General features: G+C 53.8%; 23 protein-coding genes. All 23 read right to left on the bottom strand.

The window, feature by feature from the left end; translation table 11 throughout:
• Position 1: 1 nt before the first annotated feature.
• Positions 2 to 490, bottom strand: coding sequence for a DUF1833 family protein (locus C2U41_RS11040; protein ID WP_096854958.1), 489 nt, complete (start codon positions 488 to 490; stop codon positions 2 to 4).
• Positions 487 to 957 carry a hypothetical protein gene (locus C2U41_RS11045; RefSeq protein WP_096854959.1) on the bottom strand — a complete coding sequence of 157 codons (471 nt, stop codon included), beginning with the start codon at positions 955 to 957 and terminating at the stop codon, positions 487 to 489. Before C2U41_RS11045 ends, C2U41_RS11040 begins: the two co-directional genes overlap by 4 nt.
• Positions 957 to 3,671, bottom strand: a complete 2,715-nt coding sequence (locus tag C2U41_RS11050; RefSeq protein ID WP_103848751.1) for a tail protein (tape measure) — start codon at positions 3,669 to 3,671, stop codon at positions 957 to 959. Before C2U41_RS11050 ends, C2U41_RS11045 begins: the two co-directional genes overlap by 1 nt.
• 68 nt (positions 3,672 to 3,739) lie before the next feature.
• Positions 3,740 to 4,204, bottom strand: coding sequence for a hypothetical protein (locus tag C2U41_RS11055; protein WP_103848752.1), 465 nt, complete (start codon positions 4,202 to 4,204; stop codon positions 3,740 to 3,742).
• Positions 4,205 to 4,342: 138 nt separating this feature from the next.
• On the bottom strand, positions 4,343 to 4,699 hold the full coding sequence (locus tag C2U41_RS11060) for a hypothetical protein (RefSeq protein ID WP_103848753.1): 357 nt from the start codon (positions 4,697 to 4,699) through the stop codon (positions 4,343 to 4,345).
• The gene (locus C2U41_RS11065) at positions 4,699 to 5,073 is read right to left on the bottom strand and encodes a hypothetical protein (protein WP_103848754.1); all 375 of its coding nucleotides are present in this window, start codon (positions 5,071 to 5,073) and stop codon (positions 4,699 to 4,701) included. The genes C2U41_RS11060 and C2U41_RS11065 overlap by 1 nt, the downstream gene beginning before the upstream one ends.
• A gap of 47 nt (positions 5,074 to 5,120) precedes the next feature.
• A complete protein-coding gene (locus C2U41_RS11070; protein WP_103848755.1) occupies positions 5,121 to 5,789 on the bottom strand; it encodes a DUF6246 family protein in 669 nt (222 codons plus the stop codon).
• 60 nt (positions 5,790 to 5,849) lie between these two features.
• Positions 5,850 to 6,605, bottom strand: coding sequence for an immunoglobulin domain-containing protein (locus C2U41_RS11075; RefSeq protein WP_103848756.1), 756 nt, complete (start codon positions 6,603 to 6,605; stop codon positions 5,850 to 5,852).
• Between the two features lie 65 nt (positions 6,606 to 6,670).
• Positions 6,671 to 7,054 carry a phage tail termination protein gene (locus C2U41_RS11080; protein WP_088902282.1) on the bottom strand — a complete coding sequence of 128 codons (384 nt, stop codon included), beginning with the start codon at positions 7,052 to 7,054 and terminating at the stop codon, positions 6,671 to 6,673.
• Entirely contained in the window at positions 7,051 to 7,491 is a 441-nt protein-coding gene (locus tag C2U41_RS11085; protein WP_103848757.1) for a hypothetical protein, read from the bottom strand. The genes C2U41_RS11080 and C2U41_RS11085 overlap by 4 nt, the downstream gene beginning before the upstream one ends.
• Before the next feature lie 2 nt (positions 7,492 to 7,493).
• Positions 7,494 to 7,850: a hypothetical protein gene (locus C2U41_RS11090; protein ID WP_103848758.1), complete on the bottom strand. Its 357-nt coding sequence runs from the start codon at positions 7,848 to 7,850 to the stop codon at positions 7,494 to 7,496.
• Between the two features lie 3 nt (positions 7,851 to 7,853).
• On the bottom strand, positions 7,854 to 8,090 hold the full coding sequence (locus C2U41_RS11095; RefSeq protein ID WP_103848759.1) for a hypothetical protein: 237 nt from the start codon (positions 8,088 to 8,090) through the stop codon (positions 7,854 to 7,856).
• 3 nt (positions 8,091 to 8,093) lie between these two features.
• A complete protein-coding gene (locus C2U41_RS29325) occupies positions 8,094 to 8,255 on the bottom strand; it encodes a hypothetical protein (protein ID WP_158655879.1) in 162 nt (53 codons plus the stop codon).
• Entirely contained in the window at positions 8,243 to 8,413 is a 171-nt protein-coding gene (locus tag C2U41_RS11100) for a 50S ribosomal protein L13 (protein ID WP_103848760.1), read from the bottom strand. The genes C2U41_RS29325 and C2U41_RS11100 overlap by 13 nt, the downstream gene beginning before the upstream one ends.
• Entirely contained in the window at positions 8,413 to 8,793 is a 381-nt protein-coding gene (locus tag C2U41_RS11105; protein ID WP_103848761.1) for a DUF7370 family protein, read from the bottom strand. The genes C2U41_RS11100 and C2U41_RS11105 overlap by 1 nt, the downstream gene beginning before the upstream one ends.
• A gap of 2 nt (positions 8,794 to 8,795) precedes the next feature.
• Positions 8,796 to 9,197, bottom strand: coding sequence for a hypothetical protein (locus C2U41_RS11110; protein WP_103848762.1), 402 nt, complete (start codon positions 9,195 to 9,197; stop codon positions 8,796 to 8,798).
• Positions 9,198 to 9,208: 11 nt separating this feature from the next.
• Positions 9,209 to 10,294, bottom strand: coding sequence for a major capsid protein (locus tag C2U41_RS11115; protein ID WP_103848763.1), 1,086 nt, complete (start codon positions 10,292 to 10,294; stop codon positions 9,209 to 9,211).
• Between the two features lie 11 nt (positions 10,295 to 10,305).
• Complete coding sequence (locus C2U41_RS11120) at positions 10,306 to 10,737, bottom strand: hypothetical protein (protein WP_103848764.1); 432 nt, start codon at positions 10,735 to 10,737, stop codon at positions 10,306 to 10,308.
• 3 nt (positions 10,738 to 10,740) lie between these two features.
• Positions 10,741 to 12,126: a DUF2213 domain-containing protein gene (locus tag C2U41_RS11125; RefSeq protein ID WP_103848765.1), complete on the bottom strand. Its 1,386-nt coding sequence runs from the start codon at positions 12,124 to 12,126 to the stop codon at positions 10,741 to 10,743.
• 12 nt (positions 12,127 to 12,138) lie between these two features.
• Complete coding sequence (locus C2U41_RS11130; RefSeq protein WP_103848766.1) at positions 12,139 to 12,339, bottom strand: hypothetical protein; 201 nt, start codon at positions 12,337 to 12,339, stop codon at positions 12,139 to 12,141.
• A gap of 73 nt (positions 12,340 to 12,412) precedes the next feature.
• On the bottom strand, positions 12,413 to 12,925 hold the full coding sequence (locus C2U41_RS11135) for a hypothetical protein (protein WP_103848767.1): 513 nt from the start codon (positions 12,923 to 12,925) through the stop codon (positions 12,413 to 12,415).
• Positions 12,926 to 12,964: 39 nt separating this feature from the next.
• Positions 12,965 to 13,969, bottom strand: a complete 1,005-nt coding sequence (locus tag C2U41_RS11140; RefSeq protein WP_103848768.1) for a phage minor head protein — start codon at positions 13,967 to 13,969, stop codon at positions 12,965 to 12,967.
• On the bottom strand, positions 13,902 to 15,353 hold the full coding sequence (locus C2U41_RS11145) for a DUF1073 domain-containing protein (RefSeq protein WP_181013974.1): 1,452 nt from the start codon (positions 15,351 to 15,353) through the stop codon (positions 13,902 to 13,904). Before C2U41_RS11145 ends, C2U41_RS11140 begins: the two co-directional genes overlap by 68 nt.
• Positions 15,354 to 15,381: the final 28 nt, after the last annotated feature.

Below are 15,381 nucleotides of genomic sequence, written 5' to 3' on the forward strand. Positions count from 1 at the left end.
CCTACTGGAGGTAGCGGAGGCCCGGGAAGACAGGAAGCGTGTAACGGTAGCGCGGCCATGCAGTGTCGAGAATATTCAGGAAACCGGCTTTGATCTGTACCTCCGTCGCTTTCCAGTACCCGTCTTTAATCTGGAATACCAGGGGCGGAGCCGAAGGGAAACTTAAATCGGTTGAGATGTACTGCCGCATTATCAGCGTGCCGCTATCGAGGTTTGCCAGGGCGTTTCGTATTGCAGTTGAAACGATGCCGTCAATGTTACTGATGACGAACTGCAGATCTTGCGTGCCATCCTTATTTCTGGCTGGCAGCGCGACGGCCATAGCTGCAGCCTGAAAAGTCACCGATGCGCCAGTTTCCGTGACAGCGGTGATATCCTCGAAGTTCTCAACCAGCCAGTAAGTCTGGCCGCCGACGGTAATCTGCAGGGTGTTGAAGAGGATCTCACTGCCTCCGCTGGCATACAGCCTGTTGAGTGTTGGGCTTGTCATGCTTCCGGCCACTCCTTGTTGAGCGCGTAATCAATAATGCTCTGCCCGACGATGAACTCAGGGAAATTACCCCAGCCAGGCGGCAGAATTGGGCGCTCCCACAACTCAAGGATTGCCGTGTATTTCCAGAATCCCAGGGCATACAGTACCGGACCTTCGTAGATATCTTTGAACCGGCAGACGTAGTCACCGACACCCATCGGGGTACGCATGCGCATGTTGAACCACGCTGCACCGTCAGTAATCACGTCCCTGTACCACACCTCAAACAGCTGCGCCTGGGCATCGTTAAACACCCACGAAACAGATGCCTCAGTCGGAACCGAGGTGTATTTGCGACGCTGGCGCGTGCGTCCGGATGTCATAGTGGAACGCTGCAGGGGGCTGACGGGGGTGAAGCCATGCCCGGGTCGCTGGGGCATTGGCAGGTACTCATGGGGGTAATTGATGTCGGTTTGCTTACCCATTAACCGATCCTCCTTTTAGCGGTCCAGCCGCTTTGCAGGCCTTTAGAAACGTTTCCTTTCCCTGAGGCAAGATCCCCACTTATTTGCTGGTATACCTGCTTACCACCGCGAGCCACTGCCGCCTCTACCAGAGCTATGGTTTTTTCATCCGGATTACCGTTGATCTGGATAGTCGGGCTGTAATTGAACCCGCCACCACCACCGCCAATATCGCGGTTACTGATGACGCGACCGTTATCGCCGGGGATCATGTACTGGCTGCCATTGCTGGCTTTGAAAATCTCAGGCTTACCGCCCTCGCCAACGCGGTACATAGAGCTGGCCGATACCGGGCCGCCGTGCTCGCGCCCGCCACCATACGACATTGCGCCGATAGATGAGATCACCTGGCCGCCAGCTGCGGCGACCTGCGCCATTGCTGCCATGTTCCAGGGGAAGGGGCCGGAGGCCATAGCGTTTGAGAGCGCAAGCTGAAGGTTCAGAGTGGACTGTGCAACAGCAAAGGCTTTACTGATAGCGAACAGCGTCTTGTAAGCTGCATTGCTTTCGCCGGCGCTTTTAGACACGATTTCAGCCAGGCCTGAGAAGCCCTCACCGATCCCGCCCAGCAGCGTGTTCATCACGTCAACCTGACGTTTGGCCTCCTGCTGGGCAATGCTGATGCGGTCGTTAGAAGCCTGCCTCGCGATGGCTGTCTTTCCGTCCTCATACTGCTGAGCGTTAATCACACCCAGCTCCCTGTATTTAGCCAGAGCCTCAAGCTTGCGCTGCTCTTCCTCTTTTACCTGCGCAGCTGGGTCCTGCGCTTCACCTGTGTAGGGATCACGCTGCACTTTTGAGGCCGCCACCTCCTGATTGATGAACCTGGAGGCCTGCTCCGCCTGCTGACGCATTTTCAGGGCATTAGCAACGTCCCACGTCCTGGCTGCGTATTCCCTTGCTTCCTTAATCTGGGCTTGGGAGGCAGCGCTACCGAGGGACTGTTCGGCCCTTAACATCGCCTGTTCACGACTCAGTTCATTGGTAGACGCAGCGGCCAATTCGGATTGCTGTTTGAGATTTGCCAGTTTTTGAGCGACAGTCTCTTGCTGGCTTGCAAGCTTATTGGCGTCTGAGGCTGCACTTTTAGCACCCTTTTTGCTGTTGGCGTTAGCCTCATCCTGTTTATAGGTTGCCAGCTTAACGTTGTAGTACTTCCTGAACGCCTCCGTTCCTTCTTTTAGCCCCTGCGTTTCGGCATCTCGCCAGGCCTTGGCTTTCATTTGAGCCTCGCCAGTTTGCCGCGCAATAAACAGCTCCTGCTGAGCGATTTTTAGCGCCTTATCCTGGCTGGAGGTCAGGCTATCAGTCATCTCTTTGAGAGCCTTAAGGCGTGAAGTAGCGTCTGTGCTTGTCTCCATGATGGTTAAGAGGCTTTTGGCATATTCCCGGGCTTTAGCCGCGCCAGAAGATTGCCCATTTCCGACATCCTGCAGAGTCACAACCAATGCCTTAAGTTTTTCATCGGTTGGTGTTTTCGCTATGTCAGAAAGTTGCTTAGCAAACTCAAAAGCTTTCTGATCGCTAATATCGAATTTGGTAGACAGGGCCGCAACTGTTGCCACCATAGAGTTCATCGTTGACTGACCAGCCTGCCCGCTGGCAGTTGCCTGCTTCCATGCCTCACTGAAATCGTTAGTGGTTATATTTAGCGTGGACAAATAGTCATTAAATAATTTTACGCTGGCATATCCACCGCCCAGCGAAGACATCAATGAATCACCAAAGCTAATGAAGTCACTCGATGCCTTTTGTACTTCTTTTGAGACGTTTGATAGAGCGGCCTGCAATTCAAGCTCGGCCTGCTTTTTCATCAAGGTTGCTACAGCAATATTTGTCTGTGCCAGAGCGGCATATTTATCAGAGAGGGCAGCCACACCATTTTGTGAAATGGTAATAACCTTATCCATGGTTTCAGCAGCGCTCTTAAGAGCATCCATGGCATTTTTACCGCCATTCAAAGATGTTATTAGCGCCCCTGCCACCACCGTACTGAGCGCCAGAACTGCACCTATAACTGCGCCACCAGGGCCAAATGCCCCAGCAAGTTGAGAACCCTGCTGTGAGAAGGCTACGAGAGCAGACTGGCCACCCTGCACTTGGACGATGAAATCCTGAACTTGATAGCCCGCCTGCTGCATGGTTGACTTCCAGTTACCATGACCTTTTGCGCCCGTATCACTGGCAGTTTTCATATCAAACAGACGACCGGTTAGCTCACCAATTTTCTGTTTCTCTTCATCGGTAGCTTTGGACCCGGCGCGCAATTGGGCTGCAAGCATCGCAGCACTGCGCGCGCCATTCTCCTGCGCCTCATCGAGGATCGCCAGTTGATTGCCCAGCGCCTCAATAATCGAATCAGCCCTGCTAAATTCATTGCTGGCACCACCAGTACCACTGCGGGCCTCAGCCATTGCTCTGGCGATGCCGCTGACGCTACTGTTCAGCTTTTTAAGCTGGTTATCCATAGAGTTGGCATAGCCCGTAAGCTCAGTGAAAGCACCCCCAGCCTGTTCAGTACTATTATCGAGACCATCCATGCCTTTACTTGAGGCCTTGGCCGCAGCATCGAGCTTGTCCAGGGCATCGGCCGCTAACTTGCCGCCAACCAGCAATGGTTCAATATCAGCACTCACCGTGTAAACAATGCTGCCAGCGTCTTTCTCACCTGCCATAACTTTCTCCTGGCAATAAAAAACCCCGCCGGAGCGAGGTTTATTTTGATGTTTGTTTCATCGATTTGTTATTTGCAATTTACGGATTCTAATTTTAGCTGTTTATCTAATAGGGCCAGCATGTCGATGTTTTTAGACATCAAGAGACCAGGGTACTTAGAATTTTTAACGAACACATGCCCACTCTCTCCGTCTGTGTAAACAAATCTTCCGCCTATTTTGCTCACATCAGTGCGGCCTGATACTATGCCGCAAACAGCATTGTAATTTTCATGCTGAAACACCTTCACATCTGAGAATGTAAGGTCAAAGGCAGGATTAAAGGCGCCATCACAATTTACTAATGCTGATCCAGGCTTTGCTTGACCACTACTCTCCAAGGTTTTCCATCTATCGCAATCGCCAGGCTTGTACCTTTTCATCACCTCGTTCTTTACTGCGAGTGTTGCAGCAGATTCGATCTGCTCAACAGACTGTGCGTGCACAGAGAAGACCAAGGCGGTCAAAATTACGCCTAAAGCATGCTTCTTCATATCCCTATTCCCCATTGGTAAAAGTCAAAACATCCTACCCAGGAATAGCACAGGCGCAACGGCAAACGCTGATTTATTGATCTCAATCGACCGCCGACGAAAAAACCCGCAGTTAAGCGGGGCTTATGTGCATGCTTTTTACGCCTCGCGCTTACCAAACGCATAACCTAAAGCCAGCGTAAGAATCGGCGTAAAAATTGACCAAACATCCTTCAGTGCAGAAATAACATCAAATTTTTCAGGTTCATTTCTATCAAAAGAGAAATGAAAAAAAACCAGCATTAAGCAAATGCTAAATACTGCACCAAGATAAAAACAATACTTAAGCGTCATCCAAATAAATGAATCTTTTGCGTGCTCGCCCGTTCCTATTTCCTTAGCGATGGAACCAGGCTGATAAAACCCTTTCTGACCGCCCTCCCTAACGTGTGGCTTAGGCTCTGGTTTAATTGTGGATTTGACAGGACCAAGCGATGGCTCAAAATTATCTGACATTACATATCCTCATAAAAAGAATATGTTGTAGACGCAGCCTTAACTCCTTCATTTGACTCGAGAATGAACGAAAGCCAAGATATGTATAGTTTTTTTTCACCTTTAGTCCCTATCTCCATAGGGATAAGCATTCCAGTCGGCTCAGCGAGGGGGGATACACGTTGATTATGCTTCAATACAACAACACCGTTCTCAACGCTCGCAAAAATTTCTTGTGGAGTGGATTCGCTCGCGGAAAGCGCTTTTGTAATTAATTTAACCTTCAGCCCAAATACATCAAAAAATAATTCAGATTGCCCGGCATCCCCTAACACATGATTAAAGGTGCCACTTTCTATTAATTTTACCCCATTACCAGATGCATTAATTAACATATCATTCTTACCTACGTGTTTTCTAATACATGCAATTTAGCAGACGCTTACAAGGATGCCAATCGCCGCGCCGCTTGCTTCGACAGGTAGTCATTGGCAACTGCATCGTACTCTTCCCGTGTAAAGCCCTTCTGTTCAGGATATTTCTGCGCCAGCATCAGCTGAAACTCGGTCATGGTCAGCGCCTCAGCTTCATCCCGGTTCATGCCGAAGTGGCTACGCGCCGCGCTGATGTAGTCGAAGGCCTTAAACTCGTTCGTCGTTTCGCCTGACTCATGCCGCTGCAGGCGGCGCACGCTGGCCTTACCTACGATGCCATGCTGCATCAGGTGCTGAGCCAGCACGATGATGTCGTTCCTCGGCATCTGCCCGGGCCGGTAAACGACGTATCGGCTCCAGCCTTTCCATTCACCTATCATCGGGGTGAGGTCGTCATCACAGCAGGCCTGCATGATGTGCATGCTCAGCGATAGCAGCCGTTCTGCGATGCGATTCATGGATGGCGACAGCCAGTCCGGAAAGCGGCCGAGCGTGTCAGTGCAGAACTGGATGACGGCAGCAACATCACTACCGTGCACCGTGGCATACGCCTGAACAATCTCCGCTGGAGTGCCGATCCGCGTCATAGCCATCAGTGACGGTCGCAGCAGGTAGTCTTTTCCGCCTTCACGCCCATCACTGACTGAAAACTCGCCAATGTCGATTAATGCTGTCATGGTCCTTCCCGGGTAACGATCATTATCAAGGGCAGCCGAGGCCACCCTTTGGAATGGCCGTTAGCTGACGGTGAGGGTGTTAGGCGTTGAGGTGATTGTGTTGCCGTTGTAGTCAGTCACTTTCACCTGACGCACGCCGTTATCCGCTGTGGTTGCGTTATCGAAGTCGATAGTGGTGGTGCTGGTAGATAATCCGGTATGAATGCCGTTTTTGTACCAGTCATATTTGTATGGGGCTACGCCGCCACTCACCTGCACACCCAGGCTAAAGTCATCCCCCACAGCAGCAGTCTTGGTCGATGGCAGATCCGCGACGAATACCATTGCAGTCGCCGCGGCGTTGTCGATCACCTCAATGGTGCTCGCATCGCCCACCTTGAACTCAGTGGAGAACGTGACAATGTCATTCGTGCCGCCGTCTGAAGAAAGCCCGGTTGGCACCATATAGCCGATAAACGTTACTGGGCCGTATGGCATGCGCACCCAGATACCTGGCTGCCGACGTGCCTTCAGCTCTACAGAGAAATTAACGATAAATTTACCAATACCGTACTGGTCCAGCTTGTCCTTTTTGCGTACCTCACCTTCGAAGCTGATGGTAAAGTCGCTGTTGGTGATAATGGACTCAACGTAGCCGCCACCATCATCTGCATCTGAGGTCACCGCGTTCGGGTTGAAGTCAAAGCCTTTGGACGTGCCAGCGGCAAGGGCTTTCCATTCATCCTCAAGCGGTTTGACGTCCGGGCATCCATCTGCAACTTCAAGCACGATCGCGCCACCGAACAGGCGTTCGTTCGAGTTCTGGCAATTAGCCATAGAAACTTCCTCTTTGACGTATAAAAAAGAAAACCCGCCGAAGCGGGTCTATTTGGTTGGTATGGCTATTCGCCGTAGGTGCAGGCGAACTGGAGGCGAAAGACTATCCGACCTTCTGCCGTAAGCACCGGCGCAGGGATTGCGCCCATGTTCTGGATGTATCCGACACACTCATCAGCCATAGGATTGGCCTGAACATAATCGACGATGCGCTGCACGGCATCGGCGGCGTCGCCGCGCTTATCCTTCGCGCCGATCACATCGACGAGGACGTGATGTTCAGAGCCAAGGTCGTGACGGATGTTCGAACCACCGTTTGGCCGGAATACCATCACGGCCTGGGTCAGATCCTCCGGGTCGTCGTACATCAACTTCTGCACCGTGAATCCGGCTGTCAGACCAGCATCACCGAACATATTGCGCACCCGCTCATGCATCATGGGTGTCATAGCGAAAGCTCCTTGCGCATCACTGCATCGATAGCATCGCGCTCTTCGTTTGCGCCTTTGGTCAGGAACTGAGGTTCACCGTGCGGATCCCAATAGTTCCCCGTCCCGCTGCCGCCGCCGAACTCCTGCCCTGCCCGGGTGGTACCGAAGTGCGCGCGCGGCTGGCCTTTCAACTTGCCGGACGCCTCGTGGACATACGCCGCATAGTTGGCCGAATAGCCGACGCGCCCGGTAATGATTACGCCACCCGCATCAATTTCCCGGAACTGGCTGTTCACCAGCGTAGAGGTATCGATGGAGGTGTAATAAGCGGCCCGGGCACCAATAAGAATCAGCGCTGACTGGATGGCACGGACAGCTTTCCGGCCCTGAACGTCGTTGATGATGTCGTTGAGGTGCTTTTTCGCCTGACTGATGCCCTTTACTTTGATTCCCATTATCAGACTCCAGTCAAGATGGCAAAATCATCCGCCACTCGCTCAAACGTGTCGGCGTAGCGGATAACCTGCCGCACCTCGTCAGCGCCAGCAGCAACCGGGTCGGCTTCAGTGGATTCACCAATCAGCAGGTAATCACCGGCGTCGGCCAGCGCGTACTCCGTCCAGACGGTATTTTTCACGACGATTTCAGCGCCCAGGTTGCCGATACGCTTTGACAGCCCGCCTTCATAATCGACCATGATGACTACCGGCGCGTCATACCCGCTTATGGGGTCACCGTTCTCGTCCCTGCCGCCTGCACCCTTGCGCCAGATGGTGGCTTTAGCGGTGTAGGACCAGTTTGCAGTTGCCGACACGGGTCACTCCTTTTGCGCGGTGACGCGCTCAATCTCAAACCACTCGATGTTCAGCGCATTGACCTGCTGGCCTTTACCGACCGGCACGAAAAGCCCTATGGCATCCCCGCATTCCAGCTGCAAATACCGCGCAATGACGATTGGTGACACCACTATCTCTTTGAAGGTTTTAACCTCGCCAGAAACGCGATAAACCACCGTCACATTCAATGCACCAACCATGCTTGTTACAGTCGCCATATTTCACTCCTTCCAGCGCAGCACTACCGTCACGTTTCCGCCATGGCCTTTAAGCTGCTCACTGCGCTTACGGGCATTCGGTGGGATGAATGAGCCCATGACGACCTCACCGACACGATAAAGCCGGCTGTTTTGCAGTAACCCGCCTCGTTTCATTCCTTCCACATCAGCACCTTCGCTCCAGTCGCCCGGATGCGCGGGCAGTTGATGAACCACTCGCCGTCCGATTTAACGTAGCCGGTAGTCTCCCGCCCGGTATCAGTCAGCACCCAGACGCGGGTGAATGAACGCGGCAGGCGGACGCTTACAGGTGTCCACGTCATCAGCAGCCCCCAACAACCATGAACATTCCGACGCTGTTACCAGCGCTGATTGGTAGCTCCCCAGTGCAGCCGCTGGTATCGAGGCGGCCCAGCGAATCGCGCAGCCAGGTGATGCTGTCATCGCCATACTCAAACGAGCGTGACGCGCCAGACGGCGCACCCTGCGATTTGATGCGGCGCGCACCGGACGACGTTGCCATCAGCGCGGCGGCGTACATCAGGATCAGTTTTGCGGTGCAGTCGTCATACCCGGCGCCATCGAGGCACGGGATAATCTTGTTCACCACGCAGAGGATCGGTTCCAGCAGCGCCCCCGGGATGGAGTAACCCAATTCACCGAGGAACGCCTGCACGTCTGCCGCCATGATTGGGTCAGCCATGGTTATTTCGCCTTCTTGGTTGCTTCTGTCAGGGCCGCTTCTGCTTCGTCAGCGCGCTTAGTGGCAGCTTCCAGCTCAGCGGCATGAGACTGCTTCAGCTGCTCCAGCGCGTCGGCGTGCTCTTTGTCTTTCACTTCAGCGTCGGAATGAGCCTGCTTCAGTTGCTCCAGCGCTTCATTGAGCTTGGCCTGCAGCGCTGATGAGTCAGAAGAAACGGGGGGTGACGGAGTTGCCACCTCAAACACCAACTTTTCGCCCTTCTTCTTGTCGGTGTCCTTGGCCATGCCGGATGCCTTCCAGCGCGCCGCCGTCGCGTCGTCAACTTCAACTACCGCACCAACCTCCAGTTTGCGGAGGTTGGCACCAGCGAAGACGTTACCTGCTGTGATTTCTACCAGTGCCATTCTTTTTCTCCTTAGCTGCTCGCGAAGAGCACGCCATGTTTGAGGTTGATATCTTGCTTAACCATCAGGCCCATAGCGCCCCAGGTGCGCCAGATGTAATCGCTGTTGTAGAACTGGCGCGGATCGGCGACCGTGCCAACAGCTTGCCCAACGACTGGAGCGATTACACCAGCAGTCAAAGGCACCACCAGAATCTGGTTACCGGAGAGCTGAGCGTCTTCCTTCACTGCGACGATACCGGACAGCTTCAGGATCTCCTGCAGGATGGTGCCTGAGAGGTAGTTGTCGCTGTAGTAGCGTTCCCAGTTGGACATGATTTTGCTGGAGACGTACCAGGTCTGTGGGGCGTACTGGTTATTGCCAATCTTCAGCGTGTCGCGAAGGGCAATGGCAGCGTTACGGTTCTGTTCGGACGTGGTTGTTGAGCTGGTGAAGTCGATATTCAGACCTGAAACCCCGAGATCTACCATGCCAACCCGGCTGTCACCTTTCAGGCCCTTCCAAGTCTTGCCGTCGAAGGTAACGAAGTTGCCTTCTGAGTCGCGGAAGCCGTTGAACATATAATTGACGATTTGGCGACGAACATCGTCAACAGAACCGGCCTGTGCATCAGCCAGCGATGCCAGCGCAGAGCCTTTGTTGAAGATCGGATCACGCCAATGGAACTTAAAGCCGCTGTCGTGGACAGGCACCATCGTACCGTCGAAGGTGTACGCGCGGGCATCCAGCGCCGCACCAATCTGGCCGGACATGGAGGTGTGCGCCCAGCCACGACCGCCGGTACGCGCATATTCATACACGGACTCTTCCAGGCGGACTGAACGAGACAGCGGAATCAGGTCGTTGAACAGAGTGAACTCGGTATTCGGTTCGAACTGCGCCAGCACCGTCTGGTCGTACGCGCGGTACATGCGGCGGATGTCGTCCACTGCGTTCACTGCGTCCAGATGTCCGTTTTCACCGAAGCGAGCACGGGCAATGAAGTCAGCGACAGACTGCGCACTCATGTTGCGCGCCATCTCCAGCTCGCGGAACTGCGCCTGGTTGACTTCGAGGTTACCGGTGCGTTCACCGATAGAGCGGGAAAATACAAGCATTCAGGTGCTCCTTACTTGATTACGACGCGCAGCAGGTCGCCTGCCGCAGCGGTGTATGCAACGTCTTCTTCGACGTACGCGCGGACGTTGTCGCTTGCGCCTGCGGCCTTGACCTGCCCGTTAGCGATAGTCAGCGGCTGGCCTTTTTTGTAGGTGCCCGCCGCCGCGCGCACGTTCAGGAACATGCCTTCCAGCGGATGGATGCCCACTACCAGCTCACCGGCAGCAATCGAGTCGTCGACCGTCATGCAGCGCAGATAGTCGTAGTCAGCAACGTACAGGATCGCCTGCTCATTGCCGTCGACAGACGCGGTGAACTTACCGGCCACAAAGGTACCGATCGTTCCCGGCTTGGTGGCCGCCGCCGCCGCACCTTCACGGTTAAGAAGCGGGTTATGGAAGATGCCACCGGCGTGGATTACGTGTTTTCCGTCTTTAGCCATTTTTTACTCCGGCATTTCGCTGACTGACTGGTTATTGGTAGCCTGGCGGAATGCACCATTCAGGCCGGTTGAGGTCTGGCACTGTGCGAACAGCTCTTTCAGCGGCTCGCCATCCAGCGCGTTCACTGCGAGATCGGTCATGCCAAACTTGGCTTTCACCGCAGCGCGCATATTGCCCTTCTCGGTTTCAGCGCTGGCGTTGATCTGGCTGTTCAGGGCTGTCACCTGCTCGGTAAGCACCTTGGCCCAGGCAGGCATCTCTTCGTTGTTGTTAGCCTGCTCTTTTTTCTTGAGCCTGCCGGTTGCCGGGTCGATTTCTTCGTCGCCATTTTTCTTGGCGGCGGCTTCGTCGGCCTTCATCTGGTTGTATGCGTCCATCAGCTCGGCGTCGGACTTGCCTTCGGTCGGCTTACCAGCGGCTTGCAGCGCATTGATAATCAGTTCTTTCATCGGATCGTTCTCTCCGTTGGTTTTAATCTCGTACTCAGTTGGTTTGCGCACGACTTCTACAGGCTCTCCGACGAATACGGCCTTACCGGCATCATCGATGAGGTACTTTTGCTTCAGGTATCTGGCGTCGTCCCGGTAGATGAAGCTGTCGGGCCACACCGTCTCCGGCCAGAGCCACTTATCTTCGCCCGCACCTTCGCGCAGCTTGTCGCTGATGGCGCGCTGGATATCGTCGAAGGAGAAATTTGAGGCGTTGGTGAAGAAGAAACGGGTTTTGTTGAGCATGCCTTCGCGGGTGCAGTCGGCGGCATCGGCCAGATTCGCCACTTCGATCTCCTGCTCATCACCCTCGGAATTTACGAAGATGCCCACGCCCTCATCCGGCGTTCCGGCGCCAGGCTCATCGAGAAGCACCGCCACATGGTCGAACATCATGTTGGTGGCGATCTCGTTGTACTTTTTGCCCTTCGATTCGCCATTGGCGGCGATACCGGAATACAGCAGGCCGGTGGAAATGTGGATTGGGTCGGAGTTGGTGCCGGCCAGCATCTCATCCAGGCGGTTAATCAGACGCTTGCCCTTCTCGCTGGATTCGGCGTACTGGCGGTTAACGTACATGTCGCCCGTCACCTTCCCGTCTTTGTGGCTGACGTTCTGCAGCCATGCCCCGACGTGGTACTCGTTTACCGCCTGGACATCGCGCGCCGAAACATGCTTGCCATCCACCTTCGGGTGGCCCAGCGGCATCGGGTTACGCTCGAGCGTGTTGTAGGCCTTTTCGATTTCAGCTGCCGGGTACAACTTCCGGTTCATCACGATATCGTCCACGACAGGCGTGATGCCGCGAACCACGATATGTGGCTTGCCGTTGACGGTTTCGGTGGAGATGTTTGAAGCGGAGTTGACGACGGTCAGCACGTTAACGCGGTTGCGTTTCATGCTGGGTCCTCGTTAGTGGGAGTTTTCGGTCATCACCTGAATCAGGTAATCAGCACAAGCTTCTCCGTCGGTGGAGTCACCTTCCTGGTAAGCACCAGGGTTGTGCTTATAGTCGTCGCACCACTTCACAAAAGCGGTTCTGATTTGCGACTCAGTGAACAGGCGGCCATGATTGATATCTCTCGGCGCTTCATCAGGTACAGGATTGCTCACGCTGCGTCCTCATTGGTGGATTTCGGGCAATAAAAAAGGCCGCCGTGGCGACCTTATTCAATCGGGTGATTAATTATCTGAATTTAAGTTCTTTTTCAGCATCCATGACAATGGCATCAATGATTTTTTGAGTCTCACCAGACATGTCACTATATGCCATAAATTCTGGGTATCCATCGACAGCAACATTGTGTTCTATGTCTGCATCCTTTTCTATAAATCGGCTCAAGAGCTCTTTAGTGCTTTGACTTAGCGAGATAGGAGCCAGTACATAATGGCGTTGAACTTGCCTTAATAATTGGTGATATCTTTTCCAATCTACAGTTCGGCCTTTACGCGGCTTGTCATTTTTACCTGCATTATATTCTTCCTCAGCATAGTAATAAGCCTGTCCGTATAATGACTTAAGCTCAATTAAGTCATCAACCAGTTGATTGTATGCTGTATGTTTTTTCTCCCACCACTTTTCATGGTAAAACCGATTTAACGCAAATCGCGCTGTAAACCACGCGGCAGCGACACCTGTTACGATTGGCACAATCAGCGTCAGAAAAAACGAACCCACTTCCTGGGGTGTAATGTTCATTTAATTAATGCCTTATAGGTTATTCAGCACTATTAAGCATTAATTGGTATCGGTTTTCCACTGCTCGCGCTCTTTCTTCAACTTATCCGCCAGCCCTTGGTTGAATATGCTGCCGTCGTCGTTGAGCAGCACCGGGATCTGGGAGCAATAACAATGATATTTGTTACCATCAACTGCATACCAATCGCGTACCGCTTGCACAGTCCTGACCTTTCCATGCCAGAACGCATGAGTTTGCCTGGTTGTGGGCTTTAATGCAGAAAGGTGAAGAAGTCCGGTATTTAGCCCCAACCGGTCAGCAGCCCAGTCCGTCTCGTTCCACTGAGCCTGCCGCAGCGCGCCGACCTGCTCAGTCTGGGCGATATTCTTCGCGCGAGACATGCTGACATCGAGGCGCTTACTGATTACGCTGGCCGTTTCCCGCGGGTTAACCCCGCGCGCCACCGCATCGGTGATGATGCCTGTAAGGTCTGCCCGGGCGGCATCGCTGATCGCCTTCCAGTCGCTGAACGTTGTCAGCCTGGCGGAAGCGATCTGGTTTTGATAACCGGGGCTGCTTAAAAGTTGCTGTAACGTCGTCTGGCTGGCGTACACCTGCGACTGCTGCGAGAGGTTATTAAACGCCTCCAGCGTACCGCGCTGCGTCTCAGCGACGACGTAATCCATCGCCCACTGGTTGTTCTCGCCCCCGTCAAGCAGGTAGTCATCCAGAATGCCCTGCACCGCTTCGAGCAGCTCTGCCAGCTCCTGCGGGGTCATGTCGTAGATGAACTTCCCGGCATTGACCTGGTAGAGCCTCTGGTCATCACCGTTGACGTGGCACAGGAAATGCCAGCTGTGGCTGTTGACCTCCCGCTCACGTCCGGTCAGGCGCTGGTCGAACAGGGATTTCAGCGCGCGCTTGATGCCGAGATAGCGTTCTTCGATATCCCGGAACATCGCGGTGACCTGCTTTGCCGATCTCGTCGGGTCAACTTTACTGCGCGGAACTACCGGCGTCCCCACCTTCGTCTTTTGCTCCGGCGTCATCGGAAAGAGGATCATCGGTCGTTACCTTTTTGCCAGGGTCTGGGGGCTTAACATCTTCACGCGGCTCAAGCTCTCCGGCCTCTCGCACTTCGTTCTCGTCAACAGCAGGTGTGCCGTAGGCTTGCTGAGTATCCTTCGCGACTGCGGCCATTTCCTTCATGTTCGCAATCTTCTCTTTCTCGCTTGGCGCGAGAAGATCAGACCAGGTTAACGTGATTTCGCCAGACTCCGGCGGCTCGATAACTTCCACAGTCCAAAGACGCTCGATGACTGCGCTGGCGCGGTCAGTCTGGAACCCGTTTCGGCGACCATTGCAGCGCTTGGCAAAGTCGTTTTTGTCCTGATCTGATGCAAGCCTTCCTGTCTGCTGTCCAAACAGGATAGTGAATGGCATCTGAACTGAAGAGGAGAACTGGTTCGCTGACACTGTCCACGTTGGGCCCGGGTCGGCAGCGGCGACAGAGAGGACTTTCGCCTCGCCGTCCTGGGTTACCAGCGCGGAATCTGTACCAGAGTTAAGCTTCTGTATGGCAGCGTTTAGTGCCTCAGCCAGCCCTGAATATCCGGCTTTCTTGGCATCCTCCATGATTTTTTCAATCTTGGTGTCTTTTGACATGTTAATGCCGAGCTGCCGGCTGGCATTTTTCAGGAATCCTTCAGCGCTGCCGCCGGAGGTTTTAGCCATGTCCAGCAGGTCGTTATAGCCTGCACGCAAGAAAGGGATGCCAGCCAGCGAGGATTCATCTTCTGATCCCTCGCAAAACATGATGATACGTTCAGGGTGGATTTTGATGGAGCGCATCGGACCGACAATATTGCCGCTATCCCCGACGGGTTGTTCCTGGAAATAATAGAACTTCGGCATGGCGTAATCAGGAGACTTCTGATCCTGCTCCAGTTCCCCCGGCTTAACCTGCGATTCCCATGCAGGAATCATCTTCACCAGGCCGCGCTCACGGGAATTACGCATTACGTCACGATTTACTGGCTCATACCATTCCCGGCTGTCTGCAAACTGCAGGATGAGAGCGGAATAGTGCCCGACAAGATTCCGTCGATCGGCATCTTTCACCTTTGCCCAGTACTTCTTCATGAGCTTGGTGACTTTCTTTTCCCAGAGCGTGGTCTTTTTAGCCTTTTTGGTCTCGTCTCCATCCACGATTACCGGGCTATCAGACCAACATGCATCCAGCAGTTTATGAACCGCGCCGAACGCAGCGCCATTGCGCTCGTACATGTTATAGAAGTGGTCAAAGTCGAGACGCTCAGGGTAGCCAAATTCACACCACAGATGGTGCCGCTTGGTGTTACCTGATTTGTTGAAGCCAGCCGCATAAAGCTGACGTGATCTCGAGACCTCGTTGAGGCTGTTCACAATGAGCCCAGCGAGGACTTGCATTTCTGTATCGTTACTCACTGAGTTGTCC

This window comes from Citrobacter freundii complex sp. CFNIH4, assembly GCF_002934505.1.
GTDB lineage: Bacteria > Pseudomonadota > Gammaproteobacteria > Enterobacterales > Enterobacteriaceae > Citrobacter > Citrobacter freundii.